Origin of the sequence: Streptomyces cucumeris (genome assembly GCF_024295805.1) — a bacterium.
Taxonomy (GTDB): domain Bacteria; phylum Actinomycetota; class Actinomycetes; order Streptomycetales; family Streptomycetaceae; genus Streptomyces; species Streptomyces cucumeris.
In genome coordinates this window covers 94,256-110,218 of the sequence record NZ_JANCLX010000009.1, presented here as the reverse complement: position 1 = coordinate 110,218, position 15,963 = coordinate 94,256, and the positions used below count along the sequence as shown (strand labels likewise).

At 70.6% G+C, this 15,963-nt stretch carries 16 protein-coding genes; 6 read left to right on the top strand and 10 right to left on the bottom strand.

Annotation, left to right across the window (positions count from 1 at the left end):
• Positions 1 to 18 precede the first annotated feature (18 nt).
• The 3 genes from NMK44_RS16130 (at position 19) to NMK44_RS16120 (ending at position 2,125) form a co-directional block, all read left to right on the top strand.
• Positions 19 to 681: an SMI1/KNR4 family protein gene (locus NMK44_RS16130; RefSeq protein WP_254743551.1), complete on the top strand. Its 663-nt coding sequence runs from the start codon at positions 19 to 21 to the stop codon at positions 679 to 681.
• 158 nt (positions 682 to 839) lie between these two features.
• On the top strand, positions 840 to 1,355 hold the full coding sequence (locus NMK44_RS16125) for a SigE family RNA polymerase sigma factor (RefSeq protein ID WP_254743550.1): 516 nt from the start codon (positions 840 to 842) through the stop codon (positions 1,353 to 1,355).
• Positions 1,356 to 1,360: 5 nt separating this feature from the next.
• On the top strand, positions 1,361 to 2,125 hold the full coding sequence (locus tag NMK44_RS16120; protein WP_254743549.1) for a hypothetical protein: 765 nt from the start codon (positions 1,361 to 1,363) through the stop codon (positions 2,123 to 2,125).
• A gap of 160 nt (positions 2,126 to 2,285) precedes the next feature.
• Here the strand turns inward: NMK44_RS16120 and NMK44_RS16115 are convergent, their stop codons facing one another.
• The 8 genes from NMK44_RS16115 to NMK44_RS16080 form a co-directional block, all read right to left on the bottom strand.
• On the bottom strand, positions 2,286 to 4,073 hold the full coding sequence (locus NMK44_RS16115) for an IucA/IucC family protein (protein WP_254743548.1): 1,788 nt from the start codon (positions 4,071 to 4,073) through the stop codon (positions 2,286 to 2,288).
• Positions 4,070 to 4,687, bottom strand: coding sequence for a GNAT family N-acetyltransferase (locus NMK44_RS16110; protein WP_254743547.1), 618 nt, complete (start codon positions 4,685 to 4,687; stop codon positions 4,070 to 4,072). The genes NMK44_RS16115 and NMK44_RS16110 overlap by 4 nt, the downstream gene beginning before the upstream one ends.
• On the bottom strand, positions 4,684 to 5,991 hold the full coding sequence (locus NMK44_RS16105) for a lysine N(6)-hydroxylase/L-ornithine N(5)-oxygenase family protein (RefSeq protein WP_254743546.1): 1,308 nt from the start codon (positions 5,989 to 5,991) through the stop codon (positions 4,684 to 4,686). The genes NMK44_RS16110 and NMK44_RS16105 overlap by 4 nt, the downstream gene beginning before the upstream one ends.
• Positions 5,992 to 6,025: 34 nt before the next feature.
• Entirely contained in the window at positions 6,026 to 7,609 is a 1,584-nt protein-coding gene (locus NMK44_RS16100; RefSeq protein ID WP_308358467.1) for a pyridoxal phosphate-dependent decarboxylase family protein, read from the bottom strand.
• Between the two features lie 209 nt (positions 7,610 to 7,818).
• Positions 7,819 to 8,700: a siderophore-interacting protein gene (locus tag NMK44_RS16095; RefSeq protein WP_254743545.1), complete on the bottom strand. Its 882-nt coding sequence runs from the start codon at positions 8,698 to 8,700 to the stop codon at positions 7,819 to 7,821.
• Between the two features lie 45 nt (positions 8,701 to 8,745).
• A complete protein-coding gene (locus NMK44_RS16090) occupies positions 8,746 to 9,774 on the bottom strand; it encodes an ABC transporter substrate-binding protein (protein WP_254743544.1) in 1,029 nt (342 codons plus the stop codon).
• A gap of 366 nt (positions 9,775 to 10,140) precedes the next feature.
• Positions 10,141 to 10,419, bottom strand: a complete 279-nt coding sequence (locus NMK44_RS16085; protein WP_254743543.1) for a DUF4190 domain-containing protein — start codon at positions 10,417 to 10,419, stop codon at positions 10,141 to 10,143.
• A gap of 3 nt (positions 10,420 to 10,422) precedes the next feature.
• Positions 10,423 to 10,578, bottom strand: coding sequence for a hypothetical protein (locus NMK44_RS16080; RefSeq protein ID WP_254743542.1), 156 nt, complete (start codon positions 10,576 to 10,578; stop codon positions 10,423 to 10,425).
• A 148-nt stretch (positions 10,579 to 10,726) separates the two neighbouring features.
• On the opposite strand from NMK44_RS16080, the gene NMK44_RS16075 reads away from it, so the two are divergent.
• Positions 10,727 to 11,356 (top strand): TetR family transcriptional regulator, encoded by a 630-nt coding sequence (locus tag NMK44_RS16075; RefSeq protein ID WP_254743541.1) that lies wholly within the window; start codon positions 10,727 to 10,729, stop codon positions 11,354 to 11,356.
• Here NMK44_RS16075 and NMK44_RS16070 read toward each other — a convergent pair.
• Entirely contained in the window at positions 11,322 to 12,647 is a 1,326-nt protein-coding gene (locus tag NMK44_RS16070; protein ID WP_254743540.1) for a M6 family metalloprotease domain-containing protein, read from the bottom strand. The genes NMK44_RS16075 and NMK44_RS16070 overlap by 35 nt on opposite strands.
• A 262-nt stretch (positions 12,648 to 12,909) precedes the next feature.
• Here NMK44_RS16070 and NMK44_RS16065 point away from each other — a divergent pair, with 262 nt between their 5' ends.
• Complete coding sequence (locus tag NMK44_RS16065; RefSeq protein ID WP_254743539.1) at positions 12,910 to 13,596, top strand: TetR/AcrR family transcriptional regulator; 687 nt, start codon at positions 12,910 to 12,912, stop codon at positions 13,594 to 13,596.
• 224 nt (positions 13,597 to 13,820) lie between these two features.
• Positions 13,821 to 15,335: an MFS transporter gene (locus NMK44_RS16060; RefSeq protein ID WP_254743538.1), complete on the top strand. Its 1,515-nt coding sequence runs from the start codon at positions 13,821 to 13,823 to the stop codon at positions 15,333 to 15,335.
• 113 nt (positions 15,336 to 15,448) lie between these two features.
• Here the strand turns inward: NMK44_RS16060 and NMK44_RS16055 are convergent, their stop codons facing one another.
• Positions 15,449 to 15,949, bottom strand: coding sequence for a MarR family winged helix-turn-helix transcriptional regulator (locus NMK44_RS16055; RefSeq protein WP_254743862.1), 501 nt, complete (start codon positions 15,947 to 15,949; stop codon positions 15,449 to 15,451).
• Between the last annotated feature and the right edge of the window lie 14 nt (positions 15,950 to 15,963).

Genomic DNA, 15,963 nt, shown 5'->3' with positions numbered 1-15,963 from the left:
GGCGATACCGTCGCATCCATGAGCGGAACATGGACGGGGGTGCGCGAGCGCGTGCTCGCGCTGCGGGAGGCGCCGGGGGCGTCGAAGGTCTTCGGGGCGTCGTGGGGGACGTCAGGGCACGGCTTCGAGCTGCGGCCGCCCCTGACCGAGGCCGAGCTGCTCGCCGCCGAGGAGGTGTGGGGGGTCACGCTCCCCGAGGAGTACCGCGGCTTCCTGCTGGAGGTCGGAGCGGGTGGGGCCGGGCCCGACTACGGGCTGTTCCCCCTGCGGACGCCCGATACGGAGAATGTCGCCGCCGCGTCCGGATATCTGCGGCGGACCTTCCGGCCCGCCGCGGTGATGGAACTCCTCGACGCCCATGAGGAGGCCGAGCCGCGGCGCGACGCCCACCCGGACGACGAGACGTTCCGGGCGGCCCATCACGCCTGGGACCGGCGGGACGACGAGCTGCGCGACCAACTCACCGAGGGCGCCCTGTACATCAGCTCCCAGGGCTGTGCCTACTACACGGTCCTCGCCGTCACCGGCCCCGAGCGCGGCACCGTCTGGGACGACGTCCAGGCCGTCGGCGAGGGGGTGCAGCCCATCCGGCGTGCGGGCAAGGAACGGCTGACCTTCGCCGAGTGGTACCTCGGCTGGCTCGCGGCGGCCGAACGCCGGGCGTGGGCGGAGGACGACTGACGCCCGACCGCCGCGCCGGGTGTTCTTGACCGCCGGTCGGGGGACACCCGGCCCCGGGCCGCCCCGATTCGCGCCCCGCGCCGTCCACCATGTGGATAAGCGTGGATAAGCGTGGAGAAGTGACGGTGCGGACACGGGCACGAGGCGAGGAGACCGCGGTGAGCGCTGCGACACCGGGCTTCGAGGAGTTCGTGGCCGCGCGCGGACCGCGGCTGCTGCGCGTCGCGTGGCTGCTGACCGGGGACGCCCATCTGGCCGAGGACCTGCTCCAGACCGTACTGGCGAAGGTCTGGCCGAAGTGGCGGCGGATCGCGGCCGACAACCCGGAGGCGTACGTCCGCAGGGCCCTGGTCAATACGCACGCCTCCTGGTGGCGGCGGCGCTGGCGCGGCGAGGTCCCGCATGACGAGCTGCCGGACGTGACCGCCGCACCGGACCCCTTCGAGAGCGTGGACCTGGAGCAGTCGCTGGCCGCCGCGGTACGGCGGCTGCCGGGGCGGCAGCGGGCGGTGGTGGTGCTGCGGTACTTCGAGGACCTGAGCGTCGAGGACACCGCCGAGGTGCTGGGGTGCACCGCGGGCACCGTCAAGAGCCAGGCGTCGAAAGCGTTGCGCACCTTGCAGTCGCTGGTGCCGCGGACCGAATCGGTGGAAGGCGGAGGGCGAGGGTGGTGACGGGCGTGGGTGGTGAGCGACCGGCGCGGGACGAGCCGACGCGACACGGGACGACACATGACGAGCGGGAGCTGAGAGCGCTGCTCGAACGGGCCGTTCCGCGGCCCGGCGCGCCCGCCGACCGCATGCTGCGGGTACGGGAACGGGTGCTGCGGCGCCGACGCCGGCAGGCCGCCGGGCTGGCCGGGGGAGCGGTCGCCGCCCTGACGGTCATCAATGTGGTGGCCCCGGTCCGGGGCGGGGACGAGGCCGTCTACCGCCCGAATGCCGCTCCGCGCGCGGCGGCCACCGCCGGTACGTTCCGCTTCGCCGCGCTGGCGGGGATGACGGTCCGGCTGCCGGACGGCTGGAGCGGACGGGCGCTGCCGGTGCGGCCGGGGCGTGATCCGGTCGGGCTGGCCGGTACGCGGCCAACAGCCGTGTCGGTGTCGTCCGCGTCCTCCAGGGCCGCCCCGTGCCCCGATGTCCAGCGGTACTGCGTGCGCCGGTCGGCGCTGCGGCCCGGAGAGGGCCTGATCGTCTTCCGGTTGCAGCGCGGCCATATGGGGGAGGGCGGTGCGCGGGCGGAGCTCATGGCCACCGGTCCGGGCCGGTCCTGCCGGGCGGCGGGCGGTACACGGGAGTTGACCGGCTGGCGTCCGGTGGAGGAGGGCGCGGGGCGCGCGGGCGACGAACTGGTGCTCGCCTCCGCCTGTCTCCACCGCCCGTCCGCCGTCACGCTCGCCCAGGCGCGGTCCGTCCTGCGGACGGCGGTCTTCCCGGAACCGTGAGGCCCCTGAGAGCTGAGCCGGGGCCCCCCCCCCCCGGACCCCTGCGGGGGGGGGGGCCCCCCCCCGCCCGCCCCCCCCCCCCCCCGTGAGGGCCCCGCGGGGCCCCCCCCCCCCCCCCCGGGGGGGGGGGGGGCCCCCCGACCCGTCCGTCCGCCCCGGCTCAGTCCGCCGGGCGGAAGCGCGCGATCGGGTTGCGCAGGGTGCCGATGAGCTGGAGGGCTCCGGCCGGGTCCTGGAGGTCCACCATCTCCTTGTTGTTGCGGAGCTGGAGGCGGTTGAGGCAGGACAGCGCGAAGTCCTCGGCGAACAGGTCGTACTGGGCGAACTTGTCCGCGAGCTGCGGGGCGGACTCCTGGTACGCGGTGACGCAGTCGGCCACCGTGCGCCAGAAGGCGTCCTCCGTCAGCACACCGTCGTCGACCAGGATCCCGTTGAGGAAGCGCAGGAAGCAGTCGAAGACATCGGTGAAGACCGACAGCAGCTTCATGTCCTCGGGCACGTCCGCGCGGATGCGCTCGACGGCCGGGGGCAGCACCGCGGACGGGTCCATGACCGCGATCTCCTCGGCGATGTCCTTGAAGATCACGCGTCCCACCGCGCCGTCCTCGATGACGAGGATGGCGTTCTCGCCGTGCGGCATGAAGACGAGGTCGTACGCGTAGAAGCTGTGCAGCACCGGGGTGAGGTACGCGTCCAGGTAGCCGCGCAGCCACTCGGCCGGGGTGCGGCCGGACTCCTCGATCAGGGCGCTGACGAAGGAGTTGCCGTCGGTGTCGGTGTGCAGCAGCGAGGCCATGGTGGCCAGCCGCTGGCCCGGCTCCAGCGTGGGGACGGGGCTCTCCCGCCACAGCGCGGCGAGCATCTTGCGGTAGGGGGAGTAGCGGTTGGTGGCGGCCTCGTACTGCCGGTGGTGGTAGCCGATGGCCGCCCGCTCACGGATGATCGAGAAGCGCGCCGCGCGGAAGGTGTCGTCGGCCTCGATGACGCCCGCCAGCCAGTCGTTGATGGCCGGGGTGGCCTCCATGTAGGCGGCGGACAGGCCCCGCATGAAGCCCATGTTGAGGACCGACAGCGCGGTCTTCACATAGTGCTTGGACGGGTCGCTGGTGTTGAAGAAGGTACGGATCGACTGCTGGGCGAAGTAGTCGTCCTCGCCCGGGCCGAGGCAGACCAGGTGCTGCCGGGCGACCTCGGCGGCGAAGGAGACCGACAGCTTGTTCCACCACTGCCAGGGGTGCACCGGCAGCAGGTGGTAATCGGCCAGGTCCAGGCCCAGGCCGGTCATGGTGTCCGCGAAGCGGGCGAGGGACTCCTCGCCCAGTTCGGAGCGGACCAGCGTGTCGTAGTCGAGGTCGGCGCAGGAGGTGAAGGTGGAGCGGTCGCGGCGGGCGGCGAGCCAGATGAGCTGGACCGGGCTCGCGGTCTCGGGGGCGTAGGAGAGGTATTCATGGACGCCGAAGCCGAGACGGCCGTTGTTGGCGACGAAGCAGGGGTGACCCTCGGTCATCCCCGTCTCGATCTCCTGGAAGCCGGATTTGGCGAGCTGCGCGGCGCCCACCGGTTCGGCGGCCAGTTTGTAGGCGCTGCCGGACAGCGTGGAGCTGATCTCCTCCAGGTAGACCGGCAGGATCTCCTCGCTCAGCCCCAGCGTGGAGCGCATCTCGATGAAGAAGTCGAGTGAGTCGAGGGGGAGTTCGGCGCCGTCGCGGCCGTGGCGGGTGATGCTGTCGGCGTCCACCAGCCAGTGGTCCAGCGTCAGCACACGGGCGGCGAAACGATACGTCGAGGCGCCGTTGTCGCTCGGTACGGCGTAGCGGCCGTCGTCCTCGAGGACGGGCGTCAGCAGCCGCTCATGGCTGAACTCGGCGAGCGCCTTGCGGATGAGCAGGCGGCCCGCCCGCTCCCACAGGCCGGGTGTGAGGTGGGAGACGGCGTCGCGGGGGCTCATCGGGTCACTCCATGGGGGTTACGGGGACGGGTTCCGGCGGCGGAGCCGTCGGAGGCACCGGCGGCACGCACGGCCTCGAACCGCTCACGCGTGCACACGCTCAGATAGGCGTCCTTCTCCGGTTTGGCGATCTTCTCGACGACCTCGAACCCGACGGCCGCGTTGAGCGCGTGCACCGCCGCGTTGCGGACGTCCGGCTCGACCACGACGCGCCGGACGTCCGGGTCGGAGAAGCAGAACTCCATCACGGTGGTGATGACGGCGAGGGTGAAGCCGTGCAGCGGGGTCTCGGTCGGCGCGCACAGGAAGTGCATGCCGAGGTCGCCCTCCTGGGGCTCGTAGAGCCCCACCAGGTCCACATGGGCCGGGTCGTAGCGTTCGGCGAGGAAGGCGGGACGGCCCTCGTGCAGCCCGATGAACGCCTCGTGGTGCGGGTGTTCGTGGATCCGCCGGTACTCCTGCTCGACCGCCGCGAGGTCGGCGTCCTGCATCATCCAGAAGGACGCCTTGGGGTGGGTGACCCAGCCGTGCAGCAGCGCCGCGTCGGCCGCGGGGTCCAGCGGCCGCAGCGCGAAGCCGCCCAACCGGTCGTCGTCGCGGGTGAAGAGGGTCATGACACGGCTCCTTCCGGGGCGCCGAACTCCTGGAAGGCGATGGCCTTCTCGATCGGGTAGTGCTCGCGGCCCAGCAGCTCGCGGATGATCCACGAGTTGCGGTAGGGGCCCATGCCCAGGTCGGGCGAGGTGAGGCTGTGGGCGTGGGTGGCGGCGTTCTGGAGGAAGATGCCGCGCCCGGTGGTGTCGATGCTGTAGTTGCGGGCGACGTCGAAGCGGCCGTGGCCGTCCCAGCGGATGCGGTCGCGCACCGGCTCCAGGAAGGCGGGCACCTGGTAGCGGTAGCCGGTGGCGAGGACCAGCCCCTGGGTGGTGAGGGAGAAGTCCCGGCCCTGCTCGGTGTGGTGCAGCCCGAGGGTGTACGTCCCGCTCGTCTCGTCGTACGAGGCTTCGGTGAGCGCGGTGTTGGTCAGCAGCCGGGTGGGCACCGGACCGCTCACGCTCTTCTGGTACAGCAGGTCGTAGATGCCGTTGATGAGGTCCGCGTCGATGCCCTTGAACAGGCCCTTCTGCTCGGACTCCAGCCGGTAGCGGGTGTCCTCGGGCAGTGCGTGGAAGTAGTCCACGTACTCCGGCGAGGTCATCTCCAGCGTGATCTTGGTGTACTCCAGCGGGAAGAATCGCGGGGAGCGGGTGATCCAGTTGAGCCGGTAGCCGTGGCTGTCGATATCGGCCAGCAGATCCTGGTAGATCTCGGCCGCGCTCTGGCCGCTGCCGACGACGGTGATGGACTCCTTGGCCTGGAGGGCTTCCTTGTGCTCCAGGTACTGCGCGTTGTGCAGCAGATCGCCGCCCAGGCCCTGGCAGGGCTCGGGGATGTACGGCGGGGTGCCGGTGCCCAGGACGAGGTGGCGGGCGCGGTAGGTGGCGGTCTCACCGGAGGCGGTGCGGACCGCGTGCACCGTGTAGACGCCGTCGGCCTCGTCGTACTCGACCCGGGTCACCTCGTGGCCGAAGCGGACGCTGCGCAGCTTGTCGGCGGCCCAGCGGCAGTAGGCGACGTACTCGGCGCGCAGCGGGTAGAAGATCTCGCGGATGTAGAAGGAGTACATCCGCCCCGACTCCTTCAGGTAGTTCAGGAAGGAGTACGGCGAGGTGGGGTCGGCCAGGGTGACCAGGTCGGCCATGAACGGGGTCTGGAGGGTGACACCGTCCAGCAGCATGCCCGGGTGCCAGTCGAAGTCGGACTTGCTCTCCAGGAACAGGCCGTCGAGTTCGTCGATCGGCTCGGTGAGGCAGGCCAGGCCCAGGTTGTAGGGGCCCAGTCCGACCGCGATGAAGTCGAGGGTGTGCGGGGTGGACACGGGGGGTCTCCGAGTGGGGTCGGCGGTCAGCGGCTCAGCTGGCGCGGGAGTGGCTGAGTTCGGGCTCGATGTGCAGGGCCAGGTACTGACCGGCGTGCTCGGCGAGGAGGTCGAGGACGAACGCGATGTCGCCCAGTGAGGTCTCCGGGTTGAGCAGCGTGAACTTCAGGTAGTGGCGGCCGTCGACGACGGTGCCCGCCACCACGGCCTCGCCGGAGGCGGCCAGCGCCTCCCGGGCGTGCAGATTGGCCCGGTCGACGAGGGCCGGGTCGCAACCCTCCCCGGCGGGCGGGACATAGCGGAACACCAGCGTGGAGAGCTGGGGCCGGGTGACGACCTCGTAGCGCGGGTCGGTGTCCAGCAGGCTCCAGCCCTCGGCGGCGCGGTCCACGACCTCGTCGAAGAGTCCGCCGATGGCGTCCGCGCCCATGATGCGCAGGGTCAGCCACAGCTTGAGCGCGTCGAAGCGGCGGGTGGTCTGGATGGACTTGTCGACCTGGTTGGGGATCAGGTTCTTGGCGCTGCGCTCGGGGTTGAGGTAGTCCGCGTGATACGTGGCGTGGCTGAGCGTGCTGCGGTCACGGACCAGCACCGCGCTGGAACTCACCGGCTGGAAGAAGGACTTGTGGTAGTCCACGGTGACCGAGTCGGCGCGCTCGATGCCGTTCAGCAGGTGGCGGCGGGTGGGGGAGGCCAGCAGTCCGCAGCCGTAGGCGGCGTCCACGTGCAGCCAGGTGCCGTAGCGGGAGCAGAGTCCGGCGATCTCGGGCAGCGGGTCGATGGAGCCGAAGTCGGTGGTCCCGGCGGTGGCGACGACGGCCATGACCACCTGGTTCTCCCGGCGGCAGCGGTCGAGTTCCCGGGCCAGGGCGACGGTGCGCATCCGCCGGTCCTGGTCGCAGGGGACCGGGATGACGGCCTCGTAGCCGAGCCCGAGGATGGCGGCGGCCTTCTGGATGGAGAAGTGGCTGGCCTCGGAGGTGAGGATGCGCAGCCGCGGCAGGATGGCGGACTTGGGCGGGATCTCACCGGTTCCGGTGGCCGCCGCCTCCTTCTCCACCAGCTTGCACGCCTCGTCACGGGCGAGCAGCATCGCCTGGAGGTTGGACTGGGTGCCACCGCTGGTGAAGATGCCGTCCGCGGCGTCACCGAGGCCGATGCGCTCGGTGGTCCAGTCGATCAGCCGGCGTTCGATCAGGGTGCCGCCCGCGCTCTGGTCCCAGGTGTCCAGCGAGGAGTTGACGGCGGACAGGACCGCCTCGCCGAGCAGGGCCGGGATCACCACCGGGCAGTTCAGATGGGCCAGGTAGCGGGGGTGGTGGAAGTAGACGGCGTCCTTGAGGTAGACGCTTTTCAGTTCCTCGAGCGCGGCGTCCGCGTCGCCCAGCGGCCGCGCCAGGTCGATACCGGAGATCTCCGGGGCCAGTTCGGCGGGGGTGACGCCGGTGAACGGGCGGTCGGTGCGGGCGACGGTGGAGGCCACCAGATCGACGCCGTCGGTCACGGAGCGGCGGTAGCGCTCGGCCGTACGGTCGTTGAAGAGGTGGGCTCTGCCATCCGCCGCCACAGGTATCGAATCCGACGAGGGGTCCTCAGCGGTCTGCGCGAGGAAACTCACGGTCTGTCCCTTCTGGAAGCGGGCATGCGGGGGGAGTGCCTCCGCGGGCGGGTGGGCGTGCGGGTGCCCCGGGCGGCGGGGCCGCGCGCGCCGGGGCGCACCGGCGGCCAGTGGTCCGTCGGCCGGTGGGGAGCGGTGTGGGGGATGGGCTCGGGTGCGGGGATACGAGGGGGATACGAGAAGGAGGGGAAGCGGGGGAACGGGAGGGGTCAGTCGTCTTCCGCGGGGGCGGTGCCCGACACGGCTTCCTCGACGAGCTGTTCCTCACAGGCGCCCAGGCGCCAGTAGCCGGTGAAGGTCACGGCTCTGCGGTCGAAGCCGCGTTCGCGGACCAGGTGCCGGCGCACCTCGCGCACCGTCCCGGCCTCACCGGCGATCCAGGCGTACGGAGTGCCCTCGGGCAGTTCCGCGGCGCGCAGGGCGTCCAGCAGCAGGGCGTGGCGCGGGGTGCCGGGCCGGGCGCCGTCGCGGACCAGCCAGGTGATCTCGGCATCGGCGACGGTGGGCAGTTCCTGGATGTCCTCGGCGTGCTGGACCTCGATCCACACCTTGGCCGGGGTGCCCGGGGGGAGCCACTGGAGGCTGCCGGCGACGGCGGGCAGCGCCGTCTCGTCGGCGGTCAGCAGGATCCAGTCGGTGCCGGGCGGCGGGCGGAAGTCCACGCCCGCGTTGTCGGCCTCGGTGGGGCCGAGCAGGGTGACGCGGTCGCCCGCCTCGGCACGGGCGGCCCAGCGCGCGGCCGGACCCCCGTCCTCGTGGAGGGCGAAGTCCACGTCGACCTCGTCCGGTTCATGGCGCTGGTCGCGCACGGTGTAGGAGCGCATGACCCCGCGGACGGCCGGGTCCATGGCCCGCCAGGCGGCGAACCAGCCCTCGCCGTGCTCGGTGGGCACGACGGGGGCGGGCTGCCCCGGATGCGGCAGGAACAGTTTGAAGCGCTGGTCCCGGCCTCCGGTGGCGAAGTCCTTGAGACACGCGCCGCCGAAGGTGATCCGGGCCATGGACGGTCCGAGGACACGGGTGCGCACCACCCGCGCGTCGAAGAAGCGGAACGGGACGGCGGTGGGGGTGGTGGTGGCTGCGGTGGTCATGGGAGGGGACTTCCCTTCGCTTGCCGTGGGGGCCGGGGCGGCGGGTCAGCTGACCTTCTTCGCGTCCTGGATCGCCCTGGTGAGGGACTCGATGAGCGGGGCGGCGCCCGCGTAGGAGAACCGCGGCTCGCTGCTCCAGGGGGCGATCTGGTCGGCCTTGACGGCGGGCAGCTTGGACCAGGTGGGCTTGCCGGTCAGGGCGTCGGGCTGGAGGGTGGCCGTGCGGTTGTCGAGGAACAGCACATCGGCGTCGTACTTGTCGGCGTTCTCCCAGCTCAGGCTCTCGAAGTAGCCGCCCTTGTCGGTCTTGCGGGGCTGGACGAAGTCGACACCGAGCTCGCTGAAATAGATCAGGTCGGCGTTGACCTTGGGGTTGGAGACATAGAAGAGGCCGGCGCTGGCGGAGCAGGCCATGACCTTGATCCGGTGCGACTTGGCCGTCTTGCGCAGCTCTTCGGCGGCCTTCTCGAAGCGCTTCTTCGCGTCGGTGACCCTCTTGGCATTGAGGTCCGCGCCGAGCGCCTCGGCCAGTTCGGCGTAGCGCTTGATGGGCTCCAGCATGGAGACGCGGCCGGTGGTGATGGCGGCGCTCGGGGCCAGCTCCAGGATCTTCTTCTTGCTGTCGTCCGGGATGTAGAAGAGCGCGCCCGGGTCGAACATGTTGGTGATCAGCAGATCCGGGGTGAGCGTGGCGTACTTCTCGACGTTGAACTGCCCCCAGGCGTTGCCCAGGGACTGCGCGTGGTCCACGGGGAAGTCCCCCGCCTGGACGTCCGGCTTGCCGTTCTTGAGCTTGCTGGGACCGAAGATGCCGGTGATCTGCTTGTCGATACCGAAGTCGTAGAGCGCGGCCGCGGCACCGATGTACGCCACGATGTGCTCGGGGCGTCCCTTGAGGCTGATCTTCTTCTTGCGGTCATCGGTGAACGACCAGGAGCCGCCGCCCTTGGCGTCCTTGCCGGAACCCGAACCGTCCTCGCTGCCGCAGGCGGTGACCAGGGCGCCGAGGCCGACGGCGCCGCCCGCGGCGAGGAGGCCGCGGCGGGAGAGGGGGAGTGCTCTGGCGTGGCGCATGGAGACGGGCCTTCTCTCGAATTGCAAGGTGCACAGGGGACGTGGCCACGGGACGGCCGCCCGAGGACGTAGTTAGGTTAGCCTAACCAACTAGATTGTCCAGTGGGCGGGGTCCCTCATCACCCGGTGATCGAGAGGTGCCGAGGGGCATTCAGGGCTGATTCGCAGGCCAAACAGGGCAGTTGGCCGATAAATCAGGGCATGGCGGGACGCGAGGTCTCCTGCGCACGGTGCCCATGCCGCGATGGCGCGAAACCGCCCCGTCCGTTTCCGCCGCCGGAGCGCGACGGACATCACATGCACAACACCCCGCGACGGGCATATATGGTGTGCCGTTCACGGGGTGTTGGGCGGATTTGCCGCGGATCAGCCGCCGAACTGCCAGAAGACGGACTGGTCCAGGGTCACCAGGACGACGAGCAGGATCACGTCCACGACGCCGAGCGCGATGCCGAGCAGTGCCCGGCCCCGGCGGCCGGTCTCCCGGGCGAGTGCGAGCGTCCCGAGGACGATGGCGCACGGCCCGAAGACGGCGTTGAAGAGCAGGGTGCCGATGAGTCCCAGGACGAAGGAGGCGACGGCCATGCCGTCGGCGTCCCTGCGGGCCCGGGCCGGCGAGGTGCGGGTGGGTGCGGTCAGTGCCATGGGTCAGCTCCCCTTGTGCCCGGTGCGTTCGCGGATGAAGAAGGCCATCAGCCAGACGCCGATGGCCGCGGATGCGGCGAGGAACAGCGGGAGCGGGGTGTGTGCCGCCGCGCCCAGCAGGATCCCCATCAGGGCGAGAGCCGCGACGATGAAGAGCATATGAGCCTCTCTCGAAGGGGTGGATCCGGATGCGGATGGCGTGCGGGTGGTCGTTCGGTGAACAATTGGATTCACACTTGTTCACTGACTTCCAGAGTACCCCCCGAACCCCTGGCCAAAGTCAGCAAACAGATGTTTACTGAATGATATGAGTCACACGTCCGGGGTTCGGCAGGCCCAGAAGGAGAAGACGCGGCGCGCGCTGCTGGACGCGGGGCTGCGGCTGCTGGAGGACCAGAGCCTGAGCAGTCTGGGGCTGCGGGAGGTGACCCGGGTGGTGGGGGTCGCGCCCGCCGCCTTCTACCGCCACTTCCGGGATCTGAGCGACCTCGGCGTCGCCCTGGTCGAGGAGTCGCTGGGCAGTCTCCATGCCCTGATCCGGGCGATACTCGCCGACCAGATCGGGGACCAGGAGCGGATCGAGGCCACCGTGGAGGCGGTCGCCGAGCAGGTGCGCCGCTATCCCGCCCACATCCGCTTCATCGCGCGTGAGCGGCATGGCGGGGTCCGTCCGGTACGGGAGGCGATCGCCGCCGAACTGGACCGGTTCGCCGACGAGGTGGCGGATTCCTTCGCGCCGCAGCTCACGCCGGAGGGCTGGTCAGCCGAGGACATCCGGATCCTCGCCCAGATGTACGTCGACCACATGGTGATGACCGCGACCGCGTTCCTGGAGGTCCCGCCGGACTGTCCGGAGGAGGAGCACCGGGTGGCCGACACCGCCCGCAAGCAGCTTCTGCTGATCAGCCTCGGGCGCCGGCACTGGCGCGACGGGTGACCTCCACGCCGTAGGTGCCGTCGGCGTCCTGGCCGGTGACCCGGACCGTGACCCGGGTGCCGCCCGCGCTCCCGGTGAAGGTCTGCCCGGGGCCGAAGGCCGCGTCGCTGAGCTCGGGGTGGACATTGCGCTCCCGGGTGCAGCCGCGGCCGTCGGGCGTGCTGTCCATGACGGTGACCGGACCGCCGCCGGAGTCCACCCGGGTGTCCACCCGGGAGATGAGCACCCCCGGTTTGCAGACCGCCTCGTCGTTGCCGCCGCTGGTCCGCACCTCGACGGCGTAGCCGGTGGACGCCGAGACGGGCACGAAGACCATCTTGGTGCCGTCCGCCCGGTGCAGCGGGGTCAGGGTGTGGGCCGAGACACCGGACCGGGAGGCGCAGGCCACCTGGCCGGGACCGAACCAGCCCAGCTTCCACTTGTGCCAGGCGAGCAGATCGTTCCCGGCGCCCCAGTCCTCGGACATCACGTCCCAGTGGCCCACCTTGTCCCCGCCGCCGCGGGTGTAGAGGTCCGGCAGTCCGAAGACATGGCCGTTCTCGTGCGGCAGCACCCGGTAGCCGGTGCGGTGCAGTGAACCGGAGCCGTCGTCCTGGCGGCTGTAGACGAAGGAGACGTTGGCCAGCGGCACTCCGTCGGCGATGGGGGCGCGCTGGTTGTCGGCGTAGGTCACCGAGAGCACGGCATGGGCGGCGGGCGGTCCCGCGTTCGGTGTCACCAGGACGTTGACCAGGTCGTAGCGGCTGAAGTCGATCCTGCGGTCGGCCGCCTCGGCGAGGTCGGCCACCAGCTTGCGGTAACCGGGCTCGAACGGGCTGCCGCGCTTTATCCCGTAGGACCTGAACGAGTGCGGCATCCGCAGCCAGCGCTTGATGGGCATCGCGGGACGGTAGTCGAGCCGTCCGTACGAACTCTGCGCGAACCAGCGCGTGGTCTGCGGGAAGAACTCCTCGAAGCGCTCCCGAGCGGTGCCCTTGCCGTGGACGTCGGGGAAATCGATCATGAGGTTGAGCGCGTGGACCGTCCCGGTGCTGCGGCTGTAGCCGCGATGGGTCGGGATGCCCTCGGACATCTGGAGGCCGTGGCCCGGGGCCAGGGTGCACGGCTCCAGTGAGCCGGTGGCCGGACGGGCGGACAGGGCGGGCGCCCGCTCGGGGGAGGCGGGCGCCGAGGGATGAGGGGTCGCCGCCGGGGCCACCACCGCCGCCGTGAGCACGGCTGCGGCGGCGAACGCACTGCCCCGGCGGGGCCTGCGTATTCGCGGGTGAGAGGTCTCACGGCTCTTGCTCATCGCCGACCACGGTGTGTCGGCGGGCGGCGCGCCGCCCGCCGACGCGGCCGGGCGGGGGAAAACGCTGGTCCGTCCGGGGGACTCGGACCGCCGGTCGAGTGTGAGGCAGCTCACCCACGGACTGTGAAATTCCGGGGAGGGATTCCCCGTTTAACCCAGTGATCGCACAAACGGGGACTGACTCCCCGGAAAAGTTGAACGTCGAAACGTCGGATCCGAACCTTCCGGAAGCCGGACGTGGTACGCGGAAAGGAGTGCTGCCATGGCCCCCACGGCCACCTCGAAGACAGCCAAGGCCACCTCCCGGTCGGCGAAGTCGGCCCGGTCCGGGCAGCACCGGCTGCGTGCGGACGCCCTGCGCAACCGGGAGCGGATCATCGCCACGGCCCGGGAGGCGCTCGTCGAGTACGGGGCCGAGATCCCGCTCGATGAAATCGCTCGACGGGCCGGTGTCGGCAATGCCACCATCTATCGGCACTTCGCGGACCGCCGCGAGCTGATCCACCACGTGACCCTCTCGGTGATGTCCCGTATCGCCGACCAGGCCGAATCGGCCCTGGCCGAGGAGCCGGACGCGTTCCTCGCGCTGCGGCGCTTCGTGCACGCGGCGGCGGACGAGCGGATCGGCGCCCTGTGCCCCCTGCTCTCCGACACCATCGAAAAGGACCACCCTGATCTCACCGCCGCCCGCGACCGTCTGGCCGCCGGTATCGACGCCCTGATGGGGGCGGCGCGAGCCTCCGGCCTGCTGCGCACCGACATCGGCGTCGGTGATCTGATGGTCGCCCTCACCCAGCTCACCCGCCCGCTGCCCGGCAGCGGCTGTGTGGACTTCGACACCTTCGTGCACCGGCATCTCCAGCTGTTCCTGGACGGTCTGGCGACCCCGGCGCGCTCCGAACTACCCGGCTCCGCAGCCACCTTGGAGGATCTGCAACACCGGCAGTGATCTGAATCTCACTCGGCCGACCACCGAGCACCGCTTATTTTCCGCCCGTCCACCGGTCTTCCCTGTGGACGTGCCGGGCTCCCGGCACTCCGGTGCCCATGCCGCCCATGCCTCCCGCTGTCCTGCTCTGACGCCTGACGCCTGACCCAACGACTTCACACCGGTGCACCACCGGTTCCTTCCGTCCCGTTTTTCACTCTCCGCACCGCTAGGTAGGCCCACTCATGCCTGAAACGGCACCATTCGTCGATCCCCGGCGCTGGAAAGCGCTGATATTCATCGCCATCGCCCAGCTGATGGTCGTCCTCGACGCGACCATCGTGAACATCGCGCTGCCCTCCGCCCAGGCCGATCTGAACATCTCGGACGGCAACCGGCAGTGGGTCATCACCGCGTACGCCCTCGCCTTCGGCGGACTGCTGCTGTTCGGCGGCCGGATCGCCGACCTGTGGGGTCGTAAGCAGACCTTCATCGTCGGCCTGCTGGGCTTCGCGGCCGCCTCGGCGGTCGGTGGCGCCGCGGTCAACAGCGCGATGCTGCTGGGCGCCCGCGCGCTCCAGGGCGTGTTCGGCGCGCTGCTCGCGCCCGCCGCGCTCTCGCTGCTCGCGGTGATGTTCACCGATGCCAAGGAGCGCGCCAAGGCGTTCGGCATCTTCGGCGCCATCGCCGGTGGTGGCGGTGCCGTGGGTCTGATCCTCGGCGGTGTCCTCACCGAGTACATGGACTGGCGCTGGACGTTCTTCGTGAACATCCCGTTCGCGGCCGTGGCCGCGGCCGGTGCGGTCGCGGTCGTCCGTGAGCCGGTGGAGAGCCGCAACACGTCCCGGCTGGACATTCCCGGCGTCATCCTGGCCACCACCGGTCTGGTCGCGCTGGTCTACGGCTTCACCCGCGCCGAGTCCGACGGCTGGACCGCGGGCTGGACCATCGGGCTGTTCATCGCCTCGGCCGTGCTGCTGACCGCGTTCGTGGTCGTCGAGTCCCAGGTGAAGGCCCCGCTGCTGCCGCTGCGGGTGGTCACCGACCGGAACCGGGGCGGTGTCTACATCTCGCTGGGCCTCGCCATCATCGGCATGTTCGGTCTGTTCCTCTTCCTCACCTACTACATGCAGATCGTGAAGGGCTACAGCCCGGTCAAGACCGGTTTCGCCTTCCTGCCGATGGTCATCGGCATGATCGTCGGCTCCACCCAGATCGGTACCCGTCTGATGACCCGGGTTCCGGCCCGGCTGCTGATGGGCCCCGGTTTCGTGGTCGCCGCGCTCGGCATGCTGATCCTGACCCAGATCGACCTGGACACCTCGTACACCTGGCAGATCCTGCCCGGGTTCATCCTGCTCGGCCTCGGCATGGGCACGGCGTTCATGCCCGCGATGAGCCTGTCGACGCACGGTGTCCAGCCGAGTGACGCGGGTGTCGCCTCGGCGATGGTCAACACCTCCCAGCAGGTCGGCGGCGCCATCGGTACCGCGCTGCTGAACACCATCGCGGCCAGCGCCACCACCGACTACGCCAAGTCCCACCTGCTCAGCGCCCCCTCGCGCAAGGCGCTCGAGCTGGAGGCCATGGTGCACGGCTACACCACCGCCATCTGGTGGGCGGTCGGCATCCTGACGGTCGCGGCGCTGATCGCCATCACCTTCGTCAACGCGGGTCGGCAGGACGGCGGGGGTCCGGTCGCGAGCTCCGCCGACGGTGAGGGCGCGGTCGAGGATGTCGTGCCGGTGATGGTGCACTGACCGGTGATGGTGCACTGATGGGATGACCTCGGTACGGCACCGCCCGAACGGGGTGGCGTACTGCGGCGAAGGCCCCGCTCCACGAGGGAGCGGGGCCTTCGCGCGTGGTCCGGTCAGCGCAGCCAGGGCAGATCGGCGCCCTCCGGCTGGAGCCCCTCGCGGATGATCCCGCAGATGACCCCGAACTGCTCGACCTGTTCCGGGGTGAGCCGGTCGAAGATCGCGCTCCGCACGGCGGCGACATGGCCGGGCGCGGTCTGCTTCAGCACCTCGAACCCCTTGTCGGTGAGGACCGCGTTCTGGCCGCGCTTGTCGGAGGCGCAGTCCTCGCGGCGCACCCAGCCGTCCTTCTCCATCCGGGCGATGGCGTGCGACAGCCGGGAGCGGGTGATCTTGGCGGCCTCGGCGAGCTCGGTCATCCGCATTCTGTGGCGCGGTGCCCAGGAGAGCTTCACCAGCAAGGCGTAGTAGACATGTGGCATTCCCGCGTCCCGCTGCAACTGGCGGTCGAGATGGTCCTCCAGGAGCATGCTCGCCTGGATGTACGCCAGCCAGGTGTGCTGTTCGTCGTCGGTCAGCCAGCGGGTCGCTTCACCGTCTGCGGGGGTCTTCATGGCGTCCACGCGTT

Bases quoted from the DNA above. Each gene is read 5' to 3' on its own strand.
- NMK44_RS16080 (WP_254743542.1), bottom strand. From the start codon at position 10,578: ATGCTCTTCATCGTCGCGGCTCTCGCCCTGATGGGGATCCTGCTGGGC.
- NMK44_RS16090 (WP_254743544.1), bottom strand. From the start codon at position 9,774: ATGCGCCACGCCAGAGCACTCCCCCTCTCCCGCCGCGGCCTCCTCGCC.
- NMK44_RS16065 (WP_254743539.1), top strand. From the start codon at position 12,910: ATGGCCCCCACGGCCACCTCGAAGACAGCCAAGGCCACCTCCCGGTCG.
- NMK44_RS16055 (WP_254743862.1), bottom strand. From the start codon at position 15,949: ATGAAGACCCCCGCAGACGGTGAAGCGACCCGCTGGCTGACCGACGAC.
- NMK44_RS16130 (WP_254743551.1), top strand. From the start codon at position 19: ATGAGCGGAACATGGACGGGGGTGCGCGAGCGCGTGCTCGCGCTGCGG.
- NMK44_RS16060 (WP_254743538.1), top strand. From the start codon at position 13,821: ATGCCTGAAACGGCACCATTCGTCGATCCCCGGCGCTGGAAAGCGCTG.
- NMK44_RS16115 (WP_254743548.1), bottom strand. From the start codon at position 4,073: ATGAGCCCCCGCGACGCCGTCTCCCACCTCACACCCGGCCTGTGGGAG.
- NMK44_RS16095 (WP_254743545.1), bottom strand. From the start codon at position 8,700: ATGACCACCGCAGCCACCACCACCCCCACCGCCGTCCCGTTCCGCTTC.
- NMK44_RS16085 (WP_254743543.1), bottom strand. From the start codon at position 10,419: ATGGCACTGACCGCACCCACCCGCACCTCGCCGGCCCGGGCCCGCAGG.
- NMK44_RS16110 (WP_254743547.1), bottom strand. From the start codon at position 4,687: ATGACCCTCTTCACCCGCGACGACGACCGGTTGGGCGGCTTCGCGCTG.
- NMK44_RS16070 (WP_254743540.1), bottom strand. From the start codon at position 12,647: ATGAGCAAGAGCCGTGAGACCTCTCACCCGCGAATACGCAGGCCCCGC.
- NMK44_RS16075 (WP_254743541.1), top strand. From the start codon at position 10,727: ATGAGTCACACGTCCGGGGTTCGGCAGGCCCAGAAGGAGAAGACGCGG.